Raw genomic sequence first — 21,101 nt, 5'->3', positions numbered from 1 at the left:
GCTTTTGGTTGAAGGCCTATGTCGGGCGCGCCTCAATTGTACAGGCTCTGTCAGCGCTGGTGGAGCGTGTCAGCCCCCGCGCAGTAGCCGCCTGCAGCCCGGTGATGGTGCCGGAAATGGGTGTGGTATGCTGCGTTTTTCGCCCAGCACTGGCAGTGAATATACACAAAAATATTCCTGCGGCAGAGATCCCGCTGTGGATACTGCTCCCGATGAAGGAAACATGTCATGCGCAACTTTCGCGAAATCGAGTCTGTCGTTGTCGAGCGCTTTGGAGGCGAAACGGCACTGCAAGAGCAGCTGACGCGGCCGAAATCCGCCCTGGCACTGCGCCGCATAGCGGACAACCTCTGGCTTTCGGAAGCCTCCAAGGCGGTCTTTCAGGCCGGCTTCAACTGGAAAGTGGTGGCAGGCAAGTGGCCGCGGATCGAGGAGATCTTTCGCGGTTTCGATCTGGGTTATTGCCGCTTCCTGTCGGATGAGGCTCTGGAGGAATCCATGCGTCAGGAGGGCATGATCCGTCACTGGACAAAGACCCGGTCGATCCAGCGCAATGCAGATTTCTTCAAGCAGCTGTCTGATGCACACGGGGGGCTCGGAAATTATTTTGCCGGATGGGATAGCGAAAACTACGCGGACAACCTGCGCGCACTGCAAAAGGGCGGCGATCGCCTGGGCGGCAGGACGGCACAGGTATTCCTGCGCCGCATGGGGGTGGACACCCTGATATTTTCCAGCGATATGGTGCAGGCCCTCATCCGCGAGGGCGTAGTGCAGAAAACGCCTTCGTCGAAAAAAGACTGGGCGGCACTGCAACAGGCCATCGCCACCTGGCAGGGGCAGGTGGATCGGAGCCTGAATGAAATCAGCCAAATACTGGCATTTTCCGTCGGTTGACAGCCGGCGGCGCGGGCACAGGGATGGCATGTGCGCGCAGAGCACAGGGAAACGAAAAGTAGTGACGGTTATGGAAGACAGAAAACCCTTCAGCCTGGCAGCGCTGGTATTTGTATTCGCACCACTCGCAATCCTGTTTGCGCTGTTATTTTTTCTGGTTTACCAGAATCTCGATTATGTCATCAATGGCGAGCGGCTGGATACCGTGGTCACCGGCAAGAGCGAGCGCCAGGTGGATAGCCGGCCGCGGGAATCGAAGCCGGCCACGGCGCTGTATCTGCATTTCCGTTACCCGTCGCCGCGCTTCACCGGTTATTTTGAAACCGCGTCCGAGCTGGCGCCGCTGATCTACTGGCTCTACGACGAGGGTGACGAGATCGGCGTTTACTACCAGTTGAACCAGTCGCCGCAAGTGGTAATCGCCGCGCCGCTGCAGTTCTGGCGCATGCCGCTGTTGGCGCTGTTCTTCCTGGTGCTCTATCTGCCGGTGGGGATCAACTGCTGGCACCGGGGTGGGCGCTCGCGGGAGCTGAAGTTTGCGCTGGCCGTCACCGTGGCCGGGCTTGCGTTCTACAGCGTATCGGAGTTCACTGCGCACCGTGCGCTGCAAGAGCAGATGGCGGTGGAGAAACAGGCGGAGCAATATTGGCGGCACTGGCCCGCGTTCGAGTCGGCCAATCCCAAACCACCGTGGTGGCACAGTGTTCCGTTGGGGCGCTACAACCCGCTGCAAGGCAATCTGCAGCCCTATTACAGCTTTAACGAGCGAATGTACCAGGGCAAACCCGAACACCCGGGCATGATCCGCTACAAGGTGGCCTACGCAAAAATGCTCGAACTGCAGGACGACCCTGCCGCAATGATTGGCTGGTTATGCCAGGGCCGGTATGCGGAAATGTTGCCGCTGTATGAATTTTATTTTCAACAGTTCTATACCACAGACTGGGAAGTTGACTGCGACTACGACTGCTCCAACGAGAGCACGATCACCGGTCTGGCAGCGGATATTGCCGCGCTGCGCCTGGATCTGGGTGATATCGACCGCGCGCAGCAGGTGCTGGATCGCGTCTACCACGATAAGTATTCCGGGGCCTCGCCCTATAGCCAGTATCAATGGCTGTACGAACAGACCCGCCTGCTGATGAATACCCGTGGCACCTCGGCGGCACGGGCGCGCATCGATCAGGACCGGCACGCACTGATGCAGCGGCTCCAGCAACTGGGGCTGAAGAAGCACCTGAAAAAGACCCGGGATCTGTTCCGGTTTCCCTTCCGCCCGCTGGGCATCCATGGTGACGGCCCTGTCCGGTATCGCGCGGAACCGCCTGCTGCCGATAGTGCCTGAGCTGCCACCGGCTGCACGGTAATGGTGACGCCGCGCCCCGCACGCCGCGGGGCACGGTTGGCGCTTCGCGTGTACACTGGAAGACAAATTCTCCAGCCGTTGATACACCGATGAAATGCATCCTGATTGCGATACTTTCCGCGCTACCCCTGCTCGCCGGTGCGCAGTCCTGGCACAGCGGGCCGGGCCGCGTGACCCTGGTGGAGCTGTATACCTCGGAGGGATGCAGCAGCTGCCCGCCGGCGGAAAAGTGGCTGAGCAGCCTGAAGGGCAGGCCGGGCCTGTTCCGGGAATTCGTCCCCCTCGCATTCCACGTAGATTACTGGGACGGTATCGGCTGGAAAGATCCCTTCTCCAGCAGTGCCTACAGCGTGCGCCAGCGCCGCTATGTCCGCGCCGGTGCGGCGAGCCAGGTATATACGCCCGGGTTCATGATTGATGGTCGCGAATGGCGCGGCTGGTTCCACGGGCAGCGCAACTGGCAACGTGCGCAGGGGGAGCCCGGCGAGCTGAGTGCGCGCCTGCAGGGCGGGCAGCTGACCGCCAGTTTTGCGCAGAAGCGCAATGCCGTGTTGAATGTGGCGATACTGGGAATGGGGCTCGTCCAGCAGATCGGCGCCGGCGAAAACAGCGGCCGCACGCTGACACACGATTTCGTGGTGCTGGACCTAGTGCGTAAGAAAGGGGAAGGCGAGTGGCAGCTCAAACTGCCGGCCATTCCCGATCGCGGGCAGGCGCGAACGGCCCTGGCGATCTGGGTGTCGCCGCCGGACTCCCAGCAGGCCGTGCAGGCGCTGGGAGGGTATCTTCCCACTGGCGAGTAGCGGCCTTCGCCAATCCGGTTCTTTCGATATTGCTCCCTTCGAAAGCGGCGCTTTGCATCGCCGCACCTTGCATAGCCGCACTTCGTATAGCGGCACATCCCTGTGCCGCTGGTGCAGCCCGGAAAGGCTAGCGCAATTCCCAGTTGCCCTGCCGGTATTGCAACACCGACAGCCGCCCCTGATCGAGGAACTGCAGGTTCTGCACCCGGAAAGGCGCTTGCAATCCGGAGGCCGCCAGTTTGGCGGTATCGATGGGCACGGTCATTTCGCGCTGGCCCGCCTCCAGCCACTGCGCCTGATACGCCAGCAGCGCCGGCCGGGTATTACCGCTGCTGTCGGTGCCGAACACCAGCGCGCGCGCTTCAAAGCGACCCGCATCGCGGACGTCCACGGATAGCTTCAGCTGTTGTGCATCGCTGTCGATGGCAGAGATGGCAGCTGTCTCCCGGAAGATGTCCGCAGCCACGACAGCGACACGCTGAATGGGTTCGTTGCGGCCATTGCGCAGCGTGGAGCGCACTTCAATCCGCCACAGCTCGCCGGGCACCGAGGGTGAGTTCACCGCAATCGGCCACTCGGCGCGATAGTCGTTGCCGTTGCGCTTGCCGCTGACCGCGTAGCGCTTGCCGTCGGGGGCGATCAGGGTGGTGGCAATGGACTCCAGTCTGGCGGCGGCGCCGCTGGCTCTGGCGTCCAGCACCAGCGTGCCGTCGCGGGAGAAACGCAGTGTCGGTGCCTTTACATCCAGGGCGATATCACTGTGCTTGTCCAGCACGTAGACAATGTATTCGGCATCGTTGCGCGCATTGCCGTTGGCCTGCAGAGTAAACTTGCCACGCCCCATATCCTCCGGCACGCGCATCACGTGGGCGCGACCATAAAACTGCGGAAAATTCTGCCGCAGACCCTGCGACTTGCGGTACAGCGCGATACTGTCGTCATCGACGCGCCGGCGTTCCCTGCCGTTTGATAGCGTCATGCCTTTCGGGATTTTGTTGTCGACCAGCCGCTTGCCATTCGCGTTGCGGTCGAGTGGTGAAATCTGGATGACAGCCTGCTTGGCATCCAGTACCAGCTCGGCGCCGCGATTCAGCTCGGCACCACTGACCTTGCGGAAGAACACGCGGCTCTGCTGCTCGCTGCCGCGGTCGGCCAGCTGCTGGTCAGCGGCCGGATCCACGTATTGGGAGAAGTGTACTGGCGCGCGACTGCGGTTGAGAATTTCCTGCGCAGACACCGAGGCGCTGAATGCACAGATAAGCAGTGCAGCCTGGATAAGTATGGATTTCATGGTGGCCCCCTTAAATGTCGTTTCTCAGGATAACGTCGAGGTTGAAGCATTTGCGCCGGCTCTGGTTGTGGCTGAGCGGCTCGCCGTCACGGGTTCTGTTGTAATCGTAAAACCACAAATTGCCGGCGGCCTTCTGCGAGCTGCAGTTCAGGAAGCCGTCGGAGCAATTGTCCAGCCACGCCTGAGTCACTTCGAGGCCGAGGTTTTCCGTGTAGCCACCGCAGTAGCTGTCGGCATCCCACACCGCAGTTTCCACATCGGTGCCGACAATATTCCAGAAGCCCACCGGCAGCGACGGTCGCCCGGTCGTGCCGAGTAGCCAGTTATCGTTGTAGTAGGCCATCCAGCTGGTCTGCTGCATACGCACCGCATCATTCTGGTAGCCGAGCAGCCAGCCCACGGATGCCTCGAAGACATTACCGGACATCACCGCATCCGCCAGTGGGGTTCCGGCACTGGACGCGGCAATCACATCCACCCAGCGGATATTGTCGATAATGGCGGGGTAGCGGCTGTCCCAGGTGGGGTTGGAAAGGATCCAGCGCATGACGTTGCCGCCATTGGAATGCGTGACCACCACCAGATCGTCGATATTCATCGACTCGATAAAATTGTACAGCTGTGTCGCCAGACAACCGGCAGCGGCATCGTCCCACATGTACTCTTCAAAATCGCAGTTAACCACCAGCAGGTTGCTGCCGGTGGGCAGCCCCTGGCGGACGGATTCCACCATTTCGGAGGTCCAGTAGTCGTTGTAGGCATCCGACTGGTTGCCGGTGCCGTGCACCAGCGCAATGCCGGTGGCAGCCAGGGATGACACCGGCGAAAGCAGTGCCAGTAGCAGCGTTGCCAAAAGGGAAAGTTCTCTCGTGTTCATCGATCATTCACCTGTCTTTTACTCTTATTTTTTGAACAAGATTGAAACGCAATGCGGGGACCCAAAAACTATACAAATGGACTGCATTGCGGTTCGAGCAATACCCGGGCGCTTATTCCCGGGTAGCGGGTACGGCGTGATACATCGGTACAGCGTGATACTGAGTGAGCCGGCACTGCTTGATTGCCGGGCTGGTAACTTACCGCCGGGCAAAAGTTACCGCGGGGTAAGTTGAGCGCTGCGGAGATCGCGCTCGTGTCAGATTCTACAGTGACCACTTTTACAGTGGAGGTCATTTTTTGTTTCAGGAGGCGACAGGATTTGAATTTTGTGCGCCAGCGCAAGAAAAAAATCCGTCTCGAAAAGCTGCTGTCGCCGGAAATGTTTTTTGACTTTTAAGTCATTTTCCAGTTACCCGAAAATAATCTGTAAAAAAATATCGGGTGCCACCTGTCGCTGTTTTTTTGCGTGCCAGTTGCGGAAAATATTTGATTAGCGTCCCGGCAGGACGGGGCTGAAAATTGCCGCGCAGGTGTCGAGACTGCCGTCAACATGGGGAGTGGCCGGCGGGGTGATAAAGAATTTCAGCTAATCTCGAGTGCCAGTAAGAATTTGTTGAAGAATGCTTCTGGCGCAGCTTCTTTACTGGCAACTACCCTTCTTTGATCGCCGCCGGGGTTTGAACGCCGACTCCGGTTATCCTGTTGAATGGAGCGCATGATGACCACGATTACCACCAAAGATGGTGCGGAAATTTATTTCAAGGATTGGGGCTCCGGTCAGCCGGTTATGTTCCACCACGGCTGGCCGTTAAGTGCCGATGACTGGGACGCGCAGATGCTGTTTTTCGTCAACCGCGGCTATCGCGTCATTGCCCACGACCGGCGCGGCCACGGCCGTTCCAGCCAGATCTCCACTGGCCACACCATGGAACAATACGTGCTCGATGCGCTGGCGGTGGCGGAGCACCTGGGATTGAGTGACACGGTACATATCGGCCACTCCACCGGTGGCGGCGAGGCGGCCAGCTATGTCGCGCGCTTCGGCAAGGGGCGTGTGGCCAAGCTGATCATGGTAGCCGCAGTGCCACCAATCATGGTGAAAAGTGATTCCAACCCCGACGGCACACCACTCGAGGTGTTCGATGATTTCCGCAAACACCTGGCGGCGAATCGCTCGCAGTTCTATTACGACGTGGCCAGTGGGCCCTTCTACGGTTATAACCGCGAGGGCGCGGAGGTATCGCGGGGAATTATCGAAAACTGGTGGCGCCAGGGCATGATGGGCAGCGCGCTGGCCCATTACGAGGGCATCAAAGCCTTCTCCGAGACAGACTTCACCGAGGACCTGAAGAACATCGATGTGCCGACCCTGATCCTGCAGGGAGACGACGATCAGGTGGTGCCGATCGAAGCCTCTGGCATGCTGTCGTCCAAACTCATCAAAAATGCGTCCCTCAAAATCTACAAGGGCTATTCGCACGGATTGCTGACCACCAATGCGGACGAGCTCAATGCCGATATGCTGGCGTTTATCGAAAGTTAACCGGAACTGTCAGTGGCACGGGTAACCGGCCGCTGTTTCCCCGTCGGGTGATCGCCGGGATCACTCCGATACCTGCGCACTGGCTATGGCTTCCAGCTTGTCGCGGCCGCGTTGTTCCAGGGTATCCAGCAGCGCGGAAAAATTGCCCGCATCGACAAAGACCTTTTCTACACCTTCGCGCTCCGCGCGCGCCTTACGCTCGAACAACTGACACATGCGCGGATGGTTGGTGAGGTTTACCTGTACTCTGGGTTCCCGGGCAGCGAGCTGGCGGATGCGGTGAACGCTGGCCAGATACTGCTCGGCGCGCTCGCGTCCCTCGAAATTGGTACCCATGCCGCCGACAATAAACGCGCGGTAGCGCTTGTCCCCCAGTCGGGCGAAGAAGTCCACCGACATGGAGCCCGGCGTGTGGCCCGGTGTCAGGTAGAGTTTGACGGTCGTATCGCCCAGGGTCACCTCCCGCCCGTCGCGTTTGACAAGTTCGAACTTCGGCAGCGTGAAGGCTCCAGACTCCTGCTTCCGGCTCTTCGCCGCCTGTGCTTTAGCCAATGACAGGTCGGCGGCGCTCATCAATACCCGGCTGCCGAAATGCGACTGCAAGTACTGTGCACCGGACAGGTGGTCCGAGTGCCCGTGGGTGACCAGGATGATTTTGAGCGCTGCGGGATCCAGGCCCAGCTTGCGCATGTTGCCGGGAATCCAGCGGCCGTACGGCGCCTCCAGGGTATCGACCAGAATCAGCCCGGCGCTGGTTTTAATGACATAGGCAGAGATCCATTTGTCGCCAACATAGTAGACATTGTCGAATAGCTGGAAGGGTTCCACATAACCTTTGTCCGGATCCAACGGCGGAATGGCGTTGTCGTCGGCAGCTGCGGGCAGGGCACAGGTCAGTAGTGTGGTGAACAGGGCGGCGAACATTGAGCGCATGCAATTTCCTTGGTGTTATTTTTGTGGTGTTCCGGCGCGACCTGGGTGGTCGCGGCCAGTGACGACTATTGGTGTAGACAGTCTCTGTTATCATGGCGTTCCCGAAGTATCCGTAACCCCGAAGTATCCATAACCCCGAAGTATCCATAACCCCGAAGTATCCATAACAGAGTGACCAATGTCAGAGTCCATGTATTTTTACGAGCCGCACAAAGGGCACGGCCTGCCCCATGATCCGTTCAACGCACTGATCGCACCGCGGCCGATCGGTTGGATTTCCTCGCAGGACAGCGCGGGCAATCTGAACCTGGCGCCGTACAGCTTCTTCAATGCGTTCAATTACCACCCGCCGATTATCGGGTTCGCCAGCGTGGGCGAAAAGGATTCACTGCGCAATATCCGCGAAACCGGTGAATTCTGCTGGAACCTGGTGACCCGGCCGCTGGCCGAGGCGATGAATGAGACTTCGGCGGCGGTGGCCGCCGAGGTGGATGAATACGCTCTGGCCGGGCTGGAGACCGCCGCCTCCACTGTTGTTGGCACGCCGCGCGTGGCCGCGAGCCCGGTGGCCATGGAGTGTAAATTGAGCCAGATACTACAGCTGAGCGGCGCCGACGGCACCCGTGTGGACACCTGGGTAGTCTTCGGGGAAGTGGTGGGTGTGCATATCGCCGAGCACCTGCTGGAACAGGGAGTCTATAACACCGCCGCCGCGCAGCCGGTGATGCGTGCCGGCGGCCCGGCAGATTACTTCGGGGTGGATGCGCAACAGGTTTTTCAACTGTTCCGGCCACAGTAACGCCAGCTGGCGGGAATGACGCGCATTACTGGAAATCGGGCGGCGAAGGTTATAGCTTTGGCAATATCCGGGTCGGTCTGTGCAGGCCGTCGGACGACGGCGAACTGGCTGTCGGCTTGCCAGGCGGAATAACCACAGGGATTCGCCCACAACCACAGGGGAATGCGGATTATGTGCGACGAAAAGAGCAACAGGGATATTGAGGACTATTACCGCCGCAACAAGATCAGCCGGCGGGATTTTGGCCGGATCAGCATGGGCGCCGCACTGGCGATGGCATTGCCGCTGTCGGCCTGTGCCGGCGACGGGCAAAAGGTGGTGGCGTCAAATGTGAATATCAAAACGCCGGATGGCGAGGCCGATGCCTATTTTGTGCACCCCGCCGAGGGGCGGCACCCGGCCGTGGTCATGTGGCCGGATATCTTCGGTATGCGCCCCGCCTTCCGCCAGATGGGCAAGCGCCTGGCCGAGGCCGGCTACGCCGTACTGGTGGTCAATCCCTACTACCGCAATACCCATAAACAGCTGGTCCCCGACGACGCCACGGTGATCGATCCCGAATTGCGTCAGAAGATCTGGCCCCGGGCGCGGGAACTGGCCGGCACCCTGTCGCCGCAGACCTGTGTGACCGATGGTCGCGCCTTTATCGCATTTCTGGACAAACAGCCGTCGGTAGATACCGCCAGGAAGGCCGGGGTGATGGGCTATTGCATGACCGGCTCTTACGCCTTTCGCATGGCCGCGGATATGCCGGCGCGTATTGGTGCCGGAGCCTCTTTCCACGGCGGTGGCCTGGTTACTGACAAGCCCGACAGCCCGCACCTGCTGATTCCCCGGATCAAGGCCGATTTCCTGGTCGCCATTGCCGCGAACGACGACGAGCGTGACCCGAAGGCCAAGGATGTGCTACGCGAGGCCTTTGACCGCGCGGATGCATCGGCGGAGATCGAGGTCTACCCGGGTACGCTGCACGGCTGGTGCCCGCCGGACTCTGCCGCCTACAACCCGGCGCAGGCGGAACGCGCCTGGGGACAGATGTTGCAACTGTTCGCGCGCACACTCAACACATAGAGCTGATTGCCCGGTCTGGAAAATTCGCCGGGCGCGGCTACGATCGCCAGCCTTTTGTTCGCTGCAAGAATCTTCGGGCGCACAATGCAAATGCGGATCACCGCATTTGCATTGCGCGCCCGTGGCATGCCGGGGTAGGGAAGACAGGTAGCTCCAGCGTTGTCGGTGTACGCTGTCAGTGTTGCGGCAGCGAAAAATCGACCAGGGCCATGACGTAAAATGACCGCCGATCCTGCGCGGGTTTATAGATCCACTTGCGTGCGGCGGTACGCGCGGCCTGCTGAAAGCCGCTATCCGGACTGGCATCGACAACCTCGACTTCGGTGACGCGGCCGATATTGTTGACCTTCAGGTTCATCAATACCCACCCCTCCACTCTCGCATCCCGCATCTGCTGCGGGTAATAGGGGTGTACCTTGACGATCGGGCGTACGCGGACCTGATCCGCCGGTGCCGGGCGCGGCGGCGGGGTGACGGTGCTGGCACAGGCGGCCAGTAGGCCGGTGAATACAACGCTTATTATTTTTTTCATGTTCATTCCTGAAACGGAGGAACTGCCGCATTGATGGTTAACTTTGCAGGTAGGCGCCTGTTGCCTGGCGTTGTAGCCAAGTTGCAGCGGCGACGGACCACATCGCGGTAAAGCAGCATTAAACCGTCGCGAGAAAGCTCCCCAGCAGCAGGGTCAGCGCGATGGTAATCAGCCCCTGCACAAGGGCGATCACAATGGCTTTCAGAAAGCCGGTCCCCAGAACCAGCATATAGGCAATGGCCGCCAGTGGTATTGTGATCAGCAGGCCGTATTGCTCGGTGACACCGGGAATAAGGCCTCCGACAAAATGCTGGATGATGACGGCGAGCAGCAGCGCGAACAGGCAGTAGAAGGCCCCCGTGTTGCGCGCACCCATCATCGACGCCGCCATCTTAAGTGGCAGAACCAGCACGGCCACGACAATAATCAACAGGATAATAAATTCCATAATCTGTACCGGTTCAGTACCTTTTCAAAAGCGCATCAATAACCGCTGGCACATACGCAGGACCACTGGCTCGCGCCAGCCAGTTGCAAGACCTCCGCTGCGATCGGTCCCGCCCGCTGCTACCCGCGGGCGGGAGGCTGTTGCCGCCGGCCTAGCGGGCGAGTTCGCCTTTGCCGGAGACAGTGGAAAAATTCCACAGCAGCGCCTCGGCAATCATCAAGCCGATGGCACAGCACAGGCTGCCCACAATTACCACGCCGATCCCACCGCCGACGATGCAGCTCAGGCTGGCGTCGCACTGTGCAATCGCCAGCGCCCGATAGGCAATGCCGCCGAACACAAAGGCCGCAGTGGCGAGAAAAGGCAGCGGAAACAGCAGATAGATACCGGCACGGTTCCAGCTGTGCCGCGGCAGGATGCCGCCGTGTCGCTGTTTCCGTTGAATGATCGACAGGGAGATGGGAATGAGTAATACCAGGATGTAGGGGAAAAACGGGAAAAACAATAAACCACTGAAAAACGATACGAAGATCATCACGCTGAAAAAGATCTTATACAGATTGTAAATGCTCACAGTCGTCTCCTTGACAGCTTTGCATACTTATCTTTGTTTATTATTGGGCGATTAGCGCACTGTTGTGGTTTAACTCTGTATCTGGATGGTTGGTGTTTGATCGGCCATCTGCCGATCCCGTAACTACTGCTGGAGAAGCTCCTGTACCGGCCGCAGTTATTTTGCGGTGCTGTGAATTTCTGGTTGCTTGAAATAAAAATAACCCAATAGCGACTATCGGTAAACGTGAAATTCGACAGCTGCTCACTGACATTGTAGTCCAACTTGCCATTGTGTCCGGTCAAAGTCGGAGCTTGTGAACGCGGGCAAGAATTCACCTGGGAAACTGCTGTTTACAGAATTTTTATTCCTGTGCATCACGCCCGTGGAGAAGTGTTACCGATGACAGTGTCACCATTCGTAACCGTCTTCGGAATTCTGTTTCTCCCGGTGGGTCAGCGCGGAAGCGAATTCTTCGAAGGAGGGGGCATCAGCCTTTACTGTTCGTGCCCCCGATGTCTACGCATCTGTTGTCTACATACCTGTTGTTTGCAGATTTCCTTGTTTGCACACCTCTTGTGTACACCCCTTCGTCATTCTCTATGGTGGTTTTAGTGCCACAGACTTTGACCGCGCAGGCTGCGGCGCTCTCACGCCAGGTTGGCAATCCCCGGCTATCGGGGCGGGACCGCAGGGCGAGCGGACACGCTGACGGGAAAACTTGCCTATCCTTCGCCCAGTAATTTGGATTCATCGGAGCAGGAGGCGGTGTCGCCTCAATAATGGCTATGGGCGAAATCGGGGCAGGGTATGCGCGCTGAGGGGCCGCTGGTCGCCCCGCTGCAGGAGGCACTGCAGGACTGGGCTTATGCGGCCAAGGCGGCGCTGGCAGTGTTTGTCAGCGGCTGGCTGGCCATGCGCCTCGACCTGGAACAGCCCGCCACGTCCATGATCACGGTGGCACTGGTGATGCACCCGGCCAGTGGGATGGTGTTGGCCAAGAGCTTTTATCGCACCCTTGGTACGCTGGCAGGTAGCCTGGTGGCGCTTATTCTGATGGGGTTGTTCCCCCAGCAGCGGACGCTGTTGCTTGTCGGGATGGCGCTGTGGATCGGTCTCTGCGCCGCCGGCTCGGCATATTTCCGCAATTTCTCTTCCTACGGCTTCGTGCTTTCCGGTTACACGGTGGCAATCGTGCTGATCCCGGTGGTGAACAACCCGCTGGGTGTCTTCAATTCCGCGGTGATGCGCGTCAGCGAAGTGATGCTCGGCATTCTGGTGGCTGGCGTAGTGAGTGGGGTGATCTTCCCGCGGCGGTTGCGCGAGGCGTTGCGTCAGCAGCTCAATAGCCAGTACAGCGGCTTCCTGAAATTTGTGCGCGAGGGCCTCGCCGGCACTCTGGCGCAGGACAAGCTGGAGCGCGCCCACCTGCGTTTTGTCAGTGAAACGCTACAGGTGGAAGACCTGCGCAGTTCCGCGGTGTTCGAAGACGCCGGCGTGCGCGCGCGCAGCCCGCGGCTGCGCCGGGTCAATCAGTGTTTTATGGCGGTATCCACCAGCTTCCAGAGTCTGCACCACCTGATGAACCGATTGCGCGGCGCCCGGCACCGCGTCGTCTATATGCGCCTGGCACCGCTGTGCGAGAGAGTCGCGCGCCCGATGGAGGGTGAATGCGACGCAACAACGGAGGCAGCGGCTATGCTTTCTTCGCGACTGGGCGAAATGCGCGCACAGCTGCCCGAGGCCATTGTCACCCAGCGGCACGGGCTTGAGTCGCGCCGCGAGCTGCTGGATTTTGACAGTGGCGCCGAACTGCTCCTGCGCTGCGTCGATGAACTGGGTGCCTATGTCGCCGCCTTCGCTGCGCTGCGCGACTCGCGCCTGCTCAGAGAGCGCGAGCATCTGCCCTTCGAGCGCGGTACCGACAACGTCGGGGCGTTACTGAGCGGCCTCCGCGCCACCGCGGTAATGCTGGTGATGGGCAGCTTCTGGATCCTGTCGGGCTGGTCCCACGGCGGCACGGCAATGATCCTGGCGACGGTCTTCACCGGCCTGTTCGCCGGCTCGCCGGATCCGACCGCCGCAGTGCGCCAGATTACGCTGGGCTTTGTCACCGGGATGCCGCTGGCGTTTATCTGCCAGTTTGCGGTGCTGACACGGCTCGATGGTTTTGCGCTGATGGTCGCCGGGGTGGTGCCCTTCCTGCTGCCGGGACTCTACCTGACCACCCGCACCGCGTTGGGCGGTTACGGTACCGGCTGGGTGCTGAGCTTTATCATCTCTCTCAACCTGCACAACCCGATGACATTCAATTCTGCCCTGGTCCTCAATGAATTCGCCAGCCAGATCCTCGGTGTACTGGCTGCGGCTGTGGCGTTCAGCCTGCTCGGCAACGCCGCCAGCAACGGTTGGCTGCGGCGGCGGTTGTTGCAAAAGCTGCGCTACCAGGTGGCGCGCAACTGCGTGGCGCCCCTGCAGGGGCTGGCGCAGCGTTTCGACAGCGTGACCCGCGACCTGTTTATGCAGGTCATGCAGTATGCCGGCAGCGGTGCGCAGGAGTGGCTGGCCATGGCGCTGTATGTCAATGAGACCGGGCGCGCAGTGCTGGAGCTGCGGCGCCTGCAGCCGGCACTGCCGGCGGAGCAGCGCGCGGTGTTGCAACGGGTACTGGGGGCCTTCGCGCGGCTGTTCGGCCGCAGTGTGACGCCGCCCGACGAGTTACTGCCGATCCTCGACGAGGCTATGGCCGAGATCGATGAGCCCGCGGTGCTGCGGCAGCTGCACCTGCTGCGCCTGGCACTGCTGGACTGCCAGCTGGCGCAAGAAGGGGATTTGCCCCGGGAGTACCCTGATGCCACGTGAGTTGGCCGTGATGGGCGTGTTGTTTCCCTTCCTGCTGCCGGTGTTTCTACTGAGCCTGGCGCTGCTGTGGGCGCTGGACCGGCTGCTCGGGCGCTACGGACTGTACCGGTACATCTGGCACCCACCGCTGTTTCGGGTCGCGGTGTTTTTCGCCAGCTTTGGCGCACTGGGCCTGCTGGCAATGGGGTAGCCCTTGAACACCGCCACCCCGATTCGCGTCGCAATTACCCTGTTGGTGGTGTCTATCGCCGCGCTGCTGTGCTGGTTCCTGTGGCAGCACTATATGTATTCACCGTGGACTCGCGACGGGCGCGTGCAGGTGCGGGTAATCCAGATAGCACCCGATGTGTCGGGGCTGGTGAGGCAGGTGGCGGTCGGGGACAACCAGCTGGTGCACAAGGGCGACCTGCTGTTTGTCATCGATCAGTCCCGCTTTACCAACGCGGTCATGCAGGCGGAGGCCGACCAGGAGGCGGCCGAAGCCGCTGCCAGATCCGCCGGCGCCGATATCCGGATCGCAGAGGCCAGCGCCGCACGCGCGCGCGCCGAGTTCGCCATGCGCGAGGCGGAATCCAGCCGCCGCGCGCGCATTCCACAGGCGGTTTCCGAAGAGATCGTGAGCAATGCCCGCAGCAGCGCCGATGCCGCCGCCGCCGCGCTGCGGGCCGCCCGCGCCAGCACCGAGCGCGCCAGCGCCGGCCAGCAGCAGTTACTCGCCAACTTGCAGCGTGCCAACGCGGCGCTGGAACTGGCGCGGCTGAACCTGCAGCGCACCGAGGTACGCGCGCCGACCGACGGTTATATCACCAACCTGAACCTCTACCCCGGTGACTACGCGCACACCGGCCAGGCCTATATGGCGTTGATCGACCGCCACCACCTGTGGGTGTACGGCTATTTCGAAGAGACCAAACTGCCCCGCGTGAATGTCGGCGACAGGGTGGAAGTGCGCCTTATGAGCGGGCTGCACACCGAGGGGGTGGTGGACAGTATCGCCCGCGGTATTGCCGATCGGGACAACCCCACCGGTGCAAACCTGCTCGCGGAAGTGAACCCCACTTTCAGCTGGGTGCGCCTAGCTCAGCGGGTGCCGGTGCGGGTGCGGCTGGACGCCGACAAACTGCCGCCCGACACGGTACTCGCCGCGGGCATGACAGCGACACTGGTATTGCGCCCGGAGTGATTCCGGTATCGGTGCCGACGCTTCTTAACAAAGATTTACCCCGCCTTATCGCTCCCTGACATTGCGGCCGTTACGCTTCAGGAACTGTTCAGTATCCGCGAGAGATGATTGACCCGGAAACAAGCAGAGCACCGGGTTAACCAACAGGAGTTCACTATGAATCATCAAGGCTGGAAGAAAGTTATTGCAGGTCTCGGCTTCGCGGCGGTGGTGGCCGTTCCGACACTGAGTGTGGCCGCGGGCTACGACTACGGACATGGGCACGGGCACGGTGGCAAAGGCCATCGGATGGAGCAGCGCTTCGAGCGGCTGGCCGAACAACTATCCCTGACCGAGGGCCAGATCGCGCAGATCCGCGCCAACCACGAGGCGGGCCGCGCGGAACACACGGCGCTGCGCCAGCGGGAACACGCGCTGCGCGAGCAGGTTCGCGCCGCGATGGACGAGGGCGCCGACCAGGCCGCGCTCGACAGCTTCGCCAGCGCACTGGGTTCGCTGGAAATCCAGAAAATGCAGCAGCGTGATAAAAGCCGCCAGCAGTTCCTGGCCGTGCTCACCGACGAGCAGAAAACCGAACTGGAAGCGATGAAACAGAAGCACAGGGAAATGCGCGAGCAACACCTGAAGGATCGACAGGAACGCCGGCAGGCGCGCGAAGCGCAGCAGCTGGACAGCTGAGCATCGCCGGGTTAGTGGGGCGCGCCGTTTGACTTGAATGCCGCGCCCGGCCGGTGCGCATAGTGCGTCCTGCGTCAATGTATTCCGTAGGGTGCGCCGCGCACACCGGCGTTGTCCGTTGTTATTACTGCTCGCATCTGTAGCGGCACCCGGTTCCGGCTCAGGGCGCCTGATTAAATGCCTCGAACGCGGCCTGCACCCGTTCAGCCGCCGCCTCCTCGCCGCATTCGCGCAATATCTCGATCACACACTCCGCCGTACACAGGCCGCCCTGTGGCTGGTTGCGCCGCAGGCGATAGCTGGAGCCAGCCGCCGGGTCAATGGCCGCCTTGGGTGCGGCCTTGAGGTAGGGGCTGCGGTTGTAGATCTTGCGCGCTTCCTGCCAGGTGGCATCGATCAGGATCACCCGGGAAAAATCCTGCAGCGGCGCAGGCTCGCAGTCTCCGGCGGGGTAAACCAGTACCGCCTCGCCGCGCTCGAGCGCGCCGACCAGGTCCGTATCCGGCTCGCGCCGGGCCCACACCACGCGCTCCACCAGGCCGCCGCAGTGTTGCAGGGCCAGCGCACCGGTATTGGTCTTGCGCTGCAGTTCGCGCTCGTGGGTCAGCAGGGTGATCTTCATACCGGTATCAGCGGGCACGCGCCCGCGCGGATGGCGGGAGATTCAGAAACGCGACAGCTCGTCGCGCAAGTCCTGTTCCAGGTCTTTGGGTTCGGTAATCCACACGCTGCCGTCGGGGCCGGGGAAAACACCGATCTCGATACCGTCGCGCTCCAGGCCGGACAGCCATTTTTTCAGGAACTGGGGCAGGGCGATGCTTTTCGGTGCGAGGTCGCTGTCGTCGCCCGCGTAGGCCGCGGCGAACTCCGCTGCGGGCCACACCGGCAGGTACTCGATATCCCCCTGTTCTTCGGCGTGCAGTTTCAGGAAGTGCTGCTCCGGGTTGATCAGAATCCAGACTTCGCGCTCGTCACCGACCAGGTCGAGGAACACCTCGTAGCGGTCTTCGGTGCTCAGTTCGAGGATGGCTTGCAGCTCTTCTTTGCTCATGGTGCGCTTGGTGCTCCTGGTGCGCACGCCGGCAGGCGTGCGCTGATTACGAATTGGGCGCGTTGGGGCGGGAGGCCACTGCTCACCCTGATGCCGATGCGCGCCCCGGCTTTTTTACCCAGTATACGGTAACGTCAGGCCGTTACCGATTCCACATAGCGCTTGAAACTGTCGAGGATGCTTTGCCAGCCATCGCGCTGCTGTTCGATACTGTGGCTGTCTTCACTGTCGAAGCTCACGCGTACGGTGACCGAATCGCCGTCGATAAACTCCACCTGCGCCGTGCGCTCGCCGAATGTGTACTCGAGCAGGCTGTGTTCGACAACTTTGGTGTAGGTGCCCTCGAAGTCGAACCCCATACTGCCGTCCTTCGCCTCCATCCGTGAGCTGAAGTGGCCGCCCTCGCGCAGATCCACCCTGGCGCGGGTGGTGTGCCAGTCTGCGGAGGCTGCATTCCACTGGGTGATCGCCTCCGGGGAGGTGTAGTCTTGCCAGACTTTGCTGATTGGCGCTGACACCTGTGTTTCTACCGTTATTTTCATCACTTTTTATCCCTAAAAAATATATTCTTGATCCCGAAACACTAATTGCCGTTCCCTGGGGCAGCTGCGGATGCCGGTAGTACTTTATTCCCGGCCGGTTATACGTTCAGCAGCAGGTGCTCGCGTTCCCACGGCGAAATCTCCCGGTGGAACTGGCGCAGCTCCTCTTTCTTGACTTCCGCATACAGCTGGCAGAAATCCGCGCCCAGCACCTGGTGAATCTCCTGCGCCCCTTCGAAGATGCGCAGTGCCTCGTCGAAGGTAGTGGGAATATAAGCCTGCGCCTGCTGTTTGTCATCCAGCTCGCCCTCGGCCGGTGCGTCGGGTTCAATCTGGTTGATCATGCCCAGGTACCCACACGCCAGGCTGGCGGCAATCGCCAGGTAGGGGTTGGTGTCCACGCCGATCACGCGGTTCTCCAGGCGGCGGTCCGGCGCGCCGGAGTGGGGCACGCGCAGGCCCGTGGCGCGGTTGTCGAAACCCCAGGCCAGGTTGGTGGGTGCGCTGGAATTGGCCGCCGACTCAAAGCGCCGGTAGGAATTGACGTTCGGGGCGATCAACGGCATCACCTCGATCAGGTGCTTCTGGGTGCCGCCGATAAAGTGGCGGAACAGCGTCGTCGCCTCGCCGTGCGGATCGGAGAAGATATTCTGCCCGCTGGCAATATCCACCACACTCTGGTGCACGTGCATGGCACTGCCGGGCTGGTCGCGCATGGGTTTGGCCATGAAGGTGGCAAACATGCCGTTGTTCAGCGCCGCCTCCTTGATGATGCGCTTGAAATAAAACACCTGGTCTGCCAGCAACAGCGGGTCGCCATGGGTCAGGTTAAACTCCACCTGACCCGCGCCATCCTCCTGGATCACCGAGTCGATATGCAGGCCGGCGGCCTCGGCGTAGTCGTAGATCGCATCGATCACCGGGCCGTATTCATCGACGGCAGACATGGAATAGGATTGCAGGGCCGTACCGGAACGCCCGCTGCGGCCCACCGGTGGCTGTATCGGTTCGTTGGGGTCGACGTTCGGCTTGGTCAGGTAGAACTCCAGCTCGGGCGCCACCACCGGCTTCCAGCCGCGCTGCGCATACAGGCCGACCACGTGTTTGAGGATATTGCGCGGCGCACAGAAAATCGGCTTGCCGTCGAAGTCCTGCAAATCGTGAATAATCTGCAGGGTGGCCTGCTTGGCCCAGGGCGCCGCCATCGCCGTCGACATATCCGGCACTAGCACCATATCGCTCTCCGCCCACTGGTTGACGATATCCATTTCCACATCCTGGCCGGTAATGGTCTGGTAGAAAATGGAGATCGGCAGGAAGATGGGTTTGTCCGGGGAGAAATTTTTCAGCGGCATCGCCTTGCCGCGGGACATGCCGTTCAGATCGGGAATGATGCATTCCACCTCGTCCAGCCGGCGGCCATTGCGATAGGCCTGGAAAGCTGCGGGTAATTCGTCCAGCCAGGTACGGCTATCGGATCGGCTCATGGTAACTCCGGGTTGGCTAGGTTTGCTGCCCGCAGTGTAAACGAAATGTCGATTCAGTGGATGGTCTGGAGCGCGGGAAGTGGGAGTGCGCGAGCATCTTGAGCGTCGGGACTTTCGCAGCAGTGGTAAACTCCTGTTTTTGCGCAGTCCGGCGTTTGCGTGACGCTTGGGCCCCGCATAACCACTGGAGTGAAAGCCACACCAGCAGCAACAGGAAAACACTATGGGCTATTTCGTTGGGGCCTACGCCACTGCCCCGGTCACCGAATCCTGGGATCCCGCCATCCAGGCCGAATATTTCGCCGGCCTGAAGGCGATGGCGAATGTCCGCGGGCTGGAGCACCCGTTCACCGGTGCGCTGCACCCGGAGGATGACGACTGGTTTCTGGCCAATATCGATCCACAGTGGGATTTCGTATTTACCGGTATGCCGGGCGTCATGCAGCGCCTCGGCACTGATGCCGGCTTCGGTCTCGCGTCCGCCGATGAGGCCGGGCGGCAGGCGGCGCTGGACTTCTACGAGCAGGCGCGGCAGGCCATTCACAAGCTCAACCGCCATCTGGGCCGCCAGGCCGTCACCGGGCTGTTGATCCACGCCGCTCCGCGGGTGACCGGGGAAGAAACGCCCGATGTGGCCGCCCTGACCGCGTCACTGGAAACCCTGGCCTCGTGGGACTGGGACGGCGCCGAGCTGGTGCTTGAGCACTGCGATGCCAAGGTCGCCGGGCAGGACGCCGACAAGGGCTTTCTGCCACTTGCCACGGAAATCGAGGCACTGGCCGCAGCCAACCGCAACGCCGGCAAACCGCTGGGCCTGTGTATCAACTGGGGCCGCTCCGCACTGGAAGCGCGCGGCGTGGATGGGCCGGTGGAGCACATCCAGGCGGCGCAGGCGGCCGGCTTGCTGCGCGGGCTGATGTTTTCCGGGGTGTCGGGGCAGGAGAGCCGCTACGGGGCCTGGCGCGACACCCATATGCCGCCGGCACAGGCATTCGATATCCCCGCATTCGAGCCCTGCTCACTGCTGACGGAAACGGAGTTCCGCCGCTGCCTGCAGGCTGCCGGTGCGCTCGACTTTGTCGGGGTCAAGATTTCGGTGCGCCCGCACGCTCTCAGCGTGGCCGAGCGGCTGGCGTTTATCGATGGGACCCTGCACATCCTGGATAAGATAGGCGGGTAAACCGCGGACGGCCGTTGATTCTGGCCGCTGTTGCGGTTGATCGGAAGGAGAGTCGCTATCTAGACAGCCGTAACGGTATTGCGGCGTTGCCGATGAGTGAACGCGATAACGGCGCGGTTATTGGGCAGGCGCAGCCAGTGCTGCGCCTGCCCAGATCAATCCGCATGAAACGGATCGACGCTTACACTTCCTGCGCAGTCGGGCGGAACAATATCTCGTTGATATCCACCTCTTCCGGCTGGCTGATGGCAAAGGCCACGGCGCGTGCGAAAGCGTCGGCCGGGATAGCCACCGCCTTGTAGAACGCCTTCATGCCCTCGGCAACCTGCGGGTCGTTGATGGAATTGTTGAGCTCCGTGTCCACGGCGCCCGGCGAGACGATGGTGCTGCGGATATTGTGCGGCGTCATTTCCATGCGCAGGCCTTCCGCGATCGCGCGCACCGCATGCTTGGTCGCGCAGTAGACCGTGCCCGGCGGCAGTACCTTGTGTCCAGCAACCGACGAGACATTGATGATGTGGCCGGATTTCTGGCGCTGCATGTGCGGCAGGGCGGCGGCGATGCCGTAAAGCACGCCCTTGATGTTGACGTCGATCTGCTGGTCCCATTCATCCACCCGCAGCTGCTCCAGCGGCGCCTGTGGCATGATACCGGCGTTGTTGAGCATAACGTCGACACGGCCGTAGGTATCCACAGCCGCCTGTACCAGCGCCTCTACCTGGTCGCGCTTGACGACGTCGGTGGTGACGGCGATGGCCTTGCCGCCGGCCCGGTTGATTTCATCGGCCAGCGTTTGCAGGCGCTCGGTACGGCGGGCACCCAACACCAGGACGGCGCCTTCTGTGGCCAGGTGGCGCGCGGCCGACTCGCCCAGGCCGCTGCTGGCGCCGGTGATGACAACGACTTTGCCTTCGATGTTGTTACTCATAGACATAACTCCTGGAGATTGTGAGTCGGATTCGCTGTGGGTATTCAGCGTAGGCGCATTGTCCCTGCCGCGCGG

At 61.1% G+C, this 21,101-nt stretch carries 22 protein-coding genes; 11 read left to right on the top strand and 11 right to left on the bottom strand.

The annotated features are described in order from the left end of the window. The first annotated feature begins 228 nt into the window (after positions 1-228). The 3 genes from ABDK11_RS13730 (at position 229) to ABDK11_RS13720 (ending at position 3,066) form a co-directional block, all read left to right on the top strand. Entirely contained in the window at positions 229-897 is a 669-nt protein-coding gene (locus tag ABDK11_RS13730) for a DNA-3-methyladenine glycosylase I (protein WP_346837081.1), read from the top strand. Positions 898-967: 70 nt separating this feature from the next. Further along, entirely contained in the window at positions 968-2,242 is a 1,275-nt protein-coding gene (locus ABDK11_RS13725; protein ID WP_346837080.1) for a hypothetical protein, read from the top strand. Between the two features lie 110 nt (positions 2,243-2,352). After that, positions 2,353-3,066, top strand: a complete 714-nt coding sequence (locus tag ABDK11_RS13720; protein WP_346837079.1) for a DUF1223 domain-containing protein — start codon at positions 2,353-2,355, stop codon at positions 3,064-3,066. 127 nt (positions 3,067-3,193) lie between these two features. Here the strand turns inward: ABDK11_RS13720 and ABDK11_RS13715 are convergent, their stop codons facing one another. Together ABDK11_RS13715 and ABDK11_RS13710 are read right to left on the bottom strand one after the other, a co-directional pair. Beyond that, positions 3,194-4,357, bottom strand: a complete 1,164-nt coding sequence (locus tag ABDK11_RS13715) for a DUF4785 domain-containing protein (protein ID WP_346837078.1) — start codon at positions 4,355-4,357, stop codon at positions 3,194-3,196. A 10-nt stretch (positions 4,358-4,367) separates the two neighbouring features. Next, a complete protein-coding gene (locus tag ABDK11_RS13710) occupies positions 4,368-5,234 on the bottom strand; it encodes a hypothetical protein (RefSeq protein ID WP_346837077.1) in 867 nt (288 codons plus the stop codon). Positions 5,235-5,954: 720 nt separating this feature from the next. On the opposite strand from ABDK11_RS13710, the gene ABDK11_RS13705 reads away from it, so the two are divergent. After that, on the top strand, positions 5,955-6,779 hold the full coding sequence (locus tag ABDK11_RS13705) for an alpha/beta hydrolase (protein ID WP_346837076.1): 825 nt from the start codon (positions 5,955-5,957) through the stop codon (positions 6,777-6,779). Between the two features lie 60 nt (positions 6,780-6,839). Here the strand turns inward: ABDK11_RS13705 and ABDK11_RS13700 are convergent, their stop codons facing one another. Continuing rightward, positions 6,840-7,712, bottom strand: a complete 873-nt coding sequence (locus tag ABDK11_RS13700) for an MBL fold metallo-hydrolase (RefSeq protein ID WP_346837075.1) — start codon at positions 7,710-7,712, stop codon at positions 6,840-6,842. Between the two features lie 178 nt (positions 7,713-7,890). On the opposite strand from ABDK11_RS13700, the gene ABDK11_RS13695 reads away from it, so the two are divergent. Both ABDK11_RS13695 and ABDK11_RS13690 read left to right on the top strand, forming a co-directional pair. Further along, positions 7,891-8,511 (top strand): flavin reductase family protein, encoded by a 621-nt coding sequence (locus ABDK11_RS13695; RefSeq protein ID WP_346837074.1) that lies wholly within the window; start codon positions 7,891-7,893, stop codon positions 8,509-8,511. 171 nt (positions 8,512-8,682) lie between these two features. Further along, positions 8,683-9,582: a dienelactone hydrolase family protein gene (locus ABDK11_RS13690; protein ID WP_346837073.1), complete on the top strand. Its 900-nt coding sequence runs from the start codon at positions 8,683-8,685 to the stop codon at positions 9,580-9,582. 175 nt (positions 9,583-9,757) lie between these two features. On the opposite strand, the gene ABDK11_RS13685 is transcribed toward ABDK11_RS13690, so the two are convergent. The 3 genes from ABDK11_RS13685 to ABDK11_RS13675 form a co-directional block, all read right to left on the bottom strand. Next, positions 9,758-10,114, bottom strand: coding sequence for a TonB family protein (locus tag ABDK11_RS13685; RefSeq protein ID WP_346837072.1), 357 nt, complete (start codon positions 10,112-10,114; stop codon positions 9,758-9,760). Between the two features lie 118 nt (positions 10,115-10,232). Beyond that, complete coding sequence (locus ABDK11_RS13680) at positions 10,233-10,562, bottom strand: hypothetical protein (RefSeq protein WP_346837071.1); 330 nt, start codon at positions 10,560-10,562, stop codon at positions 10,233-10,235. Positions 10,563-10,713: 151 nt separating this feature from the next. Continuing rightward, entirely contained in the window at positions 10,714-11,136 is a 423-nt protein-coding gene (locus ABDK11_RS13675) for a hypothetical protein (RefSeq protein ID WP_346837070.1), read from the bottom strand. 789 nt (positions 11,137-11,925) lie between these two features. Here ABDK11_RS13675 and ABDK11_RS13670 point away from each other — a divergent pair. From ABDK11_RS13670 to ABDK11_RS13655, 4 genes are all read left to right on the top strand, one after another. Continuing rightward, complete coding sequence (locus ABDK11_RS13670) at positions 11,926-13,977, top strand: FUSC family protein (RefSeq protein ID WP_346837069.1); 2,052 nt, start codon at positions 11,926-11,928, stop codon at positions 13,975-13,977. After that, entirely contained in the window at positions 13,967-14,167 is a 201-nt protein-coding gene (locus ABDK11_RS13665) for a DUF1656 domain-containing protein (RefSeq protein ID WP_346837068.1), read from the top strand. Before ABDK11_RS13670 ends, ABDK11_RS13665 begins: the two co-directional genes overlap by 11 nt. Before the next feature lie 3 nt (positions 14,168-14,170). Then, entirely contained in the window at positions 14,171-15,160 is a 990-nt protein-coding gene (locus ABDK11_RS13660) for an HlyD family secretion protein (RefSeq protein WP_346837067.1), read from the top strand. Between the two features lie 156 nt (positions 15,161-15,316). Continuing rightward, the gene (locus ABDK11_RS13655; protein WP_346837066.1) at positions 15,317-15,838 is read left to right on the top strand and encodes a Spy/CpxP family protein refolding chaperone; all 522 of its coding nucleotides are present in this window, start codon (positions 15,317-15,319) and stop codon (positions 15,836-15,838) included. Between the two features lie 160 nt (positions 15,839-15,998). Here the strand turns inward: ABDK11_RS13655 and ABDK11_RS13650 are convergent, their stop codons facing one another. From ABDK11_RS13650 to ABDK11_RS13635, 4 genes are all read right to left on the bottom strand, one after another. Next, positions 15,999-16,460, bottom strand: coding sequence for a tRNA-uridine aminocarboxypropyltransferase (locus ABDK11_RS13650; RefSeq protein ID WP_346837065.1), 462 nt, complete (start codon positions 16,458-16,460; stop codon positions 15,999-16,001). Between the two features lie 42 nt (positions 16,461-16,502). Next, positions 16,503-16,889, bottom strand: coding sequence for a DUF2750 domain-containing protein (locus tag ABDK11_RS13645; protein ID WP_346837064.1), 387 nt, complete (start codon positions 16,887-16,889; stop codon positions 16,503-16,505). A 134-nt stretch (positions 16,890-17,023) separates the two neighbouring features. Then, the gene (locus tag ABDK11_RS13640) at positions 17,024-17,431 is read right to left on the bottom strand and encodes an SRPBCC family protein (protein ID WP_346837063.1); all 408 of its coding nucleotides are present in this window, start codon (positions 17,429-17,431) and stop codon (positions 17,024-17,026) included. Between the two features lie 98 nt (positions 17,432-17,529). Further along, entirely contained in the window at positions 17,530-18,918 is a 1,389-nt protein-coding gene (locus tag ABDK11_RS13635; RefSeq protein ID WP_346837062.1) for a glutamine synthetase family protein, read from the bottom strand. A gap of 223 nt (positions 18,919-19,141) precedes the next feature. On the opposite strand from ABDK11_RS13635, the gene ABDK11_RS13630 reads away from it, so the two are divergent. Beyond that, entirely contained in the window at positions 19,142-20,098 is a 957-nt protein-coding gene (locus ABDK11_RS13630) for a DUF4862 family protein (protein ID WP_346837061.1), read from the top strand. Between the two features lie 181 nt (positions 20,099-20,279). Here the strand turns inward: ABDK11_RS13630 and ABDK11_RS13625 are convergent, their stop codons facing one another. Then, on the bottom strand, positions 20,280-21,026 hold the full coding sequence (locus ABDK11_RS13625) for an SDR family oxidoreductase (protein WP_346837060.1): 747 nt from the start codon (positions 21,024-21,026) through the stop codon (positions 20,280-20,282). Positions 21,027-21,101: the final 75 nt, after the last annotated feature.

The sequence above is a fragment of the Microbulbifer sp. SAOS-129_SWC genome, from assembly GCF_039696035.1.
GTDB lineage: Bacteria > Pseudomonadota > Gammaproteobacteria > Pseudomonadales > Cellvibrionaceae > Microbulbifer.
The sequence above is the reverse complement of the archived record's forward strand: the minus strand, read 5'-3'. Positions and strand labels throughout refer to the sequence as shown.

Bases quoted from the DNA above. Each gene is read 5' to 3' on its own strand.
- ABDK11_RS13670 (WP_346837069.1), top strand. From the start codon at position 11,926: ATGCGCGCTGAGGGGCCGCTGGTCGCCCCGCTGCAGGAGGCACTGCAG.
- ABDK11_RS13640 (WP_346837063.1), bottom strand. From the start codon at position 17,431: ATGAAAATAACGGTAGAAACACAGGTGTCAGCGCCAATCAGCAAAGTC.
- ABDK11_RS13730 (WP_346837081.1), top strand. From the start codon at position 229: ATGCGCAACTTTCGCGAAATCGAGTCTGTCGTTGTCGAGCGCTTTGGA.
- ABDK11_RS13645 (WP_346837064.1), bottom strand. From the start codon at position 16,889: ATGAGCAAAGAAGAGCTGCAAGCCATCCTCGAACTGAGCACCGAAGAC.
- ABDK11_RS13690 (WP_346837073.1), top strand. From the start codon at position 8,683: ATGTGCGACGAAAAGAGCAACAGGGATATTGAGGACTATTACCGCCGC.
- ABDK11_RS13665 (WP_346837068.1), top strand. From the start codon at position 13,967: ATGCCACGTGAGTTGGCCGTGATGGGCGTGTTGTTTCCCTTCCTGCTG.
- ABDK11_RS13715 (WP_346837078.1), bottom strand. From the start codon at position 4,357: ATGAAATCCATACTTATCCAGGCTGCACTGCTTATCTGTGCATTCAGC.
- ABDK11_RS13635 (WP_346837062.1), bottom strand. From the start codon at position 18,918: ATGAGCCGATCCGATAGCCGTACCTGGCTGGACGAATTACCCGCAGCT.
- ABDK11_RS13695 (WP_346837074.1), top strand. From the start codon at position 7,891: ATGTCAGAGTCCATGTATTTTTACGAGCCGCACAAAGGGCACGGCCTG.
- ABDK11_RS13655 (WP_346837066.1), top strand. From the start codon at position 15,317: ATGAATCATCAAGGCTGGAAGAAAGTTATTGCAGGTCTCGGCTTCGCG.
- ABDK11_RS13725 (WP_346837080.1), top strand. From the start codon at position 968: ATGGAAGACAGAAAACCCTTCAGCCTGGCAGCGCTGGTATTTGTATTC.
- ABDK11_RS13630 (WP_346837061.1), top strand. From the start codon at position 19,142: ATGGGCTATTTCGTTGGGGCCTACGCCACTGCCCCGGTCACCGAATCC.
- ABDK11_RS13650 (WP_346837065.1), bottom strand. From the start codon at position 16,460: ATGAAGATCACCCTGCTGACCCACGAGCGCGAACTGCAGCGCAAGACC.
- ABDK11_RS13680 (WP_346837071.1), bottom strand. From the start codon at position 10,562: ATGGAATTTATTATCCTGTTGATTATTGTCGTGGCCGTGCTGGTTCTG.
- ABDK11_RS13705 (WP_346837076.1), top strand. From the start codon at position 5,955: ATGACCACGATTACCACCAAAGATGGTGCGGAAATTTATTTCAAGGAT.
- ABDK11_RS13720 (WP_346837079.1), top strand. From the start codon at position 2,353: ATGAAATGCATCCTGATTGCGATACTTTCCGCGCTACCCCTGCTCGCC.
- ABDK11_RS13685 (WP_346837072.1), bottom strand. From the start codon at position 10,114: ATGAAAAAAATAATAAGCGTTGTATTCACCGGCCTACTGGCCGCCTGT.
- ABDK11_RS13710 (WP_346837077.1), bottom strand. From the start codon at position 5,234: ATGAACACGAGAGAACTTTCCCTTTTGGCAACGCTGCTACTGGCACTG.
- ABDK11_RS13625 (WP_346837060.1), bottom strand. From the start codon at position 21,026: ATGAGTAACAACATCGAAGGCAAAGTCGTTGTCATCACCGGCGCCAGC.
- ABDK11_RS13700 (WP_346837075.1), bottom strand. From the start codon at position 7,712: ATGCGCTCAATGTTCGCCGCCCTGTTCACCACACTACTGACCTGTGCC.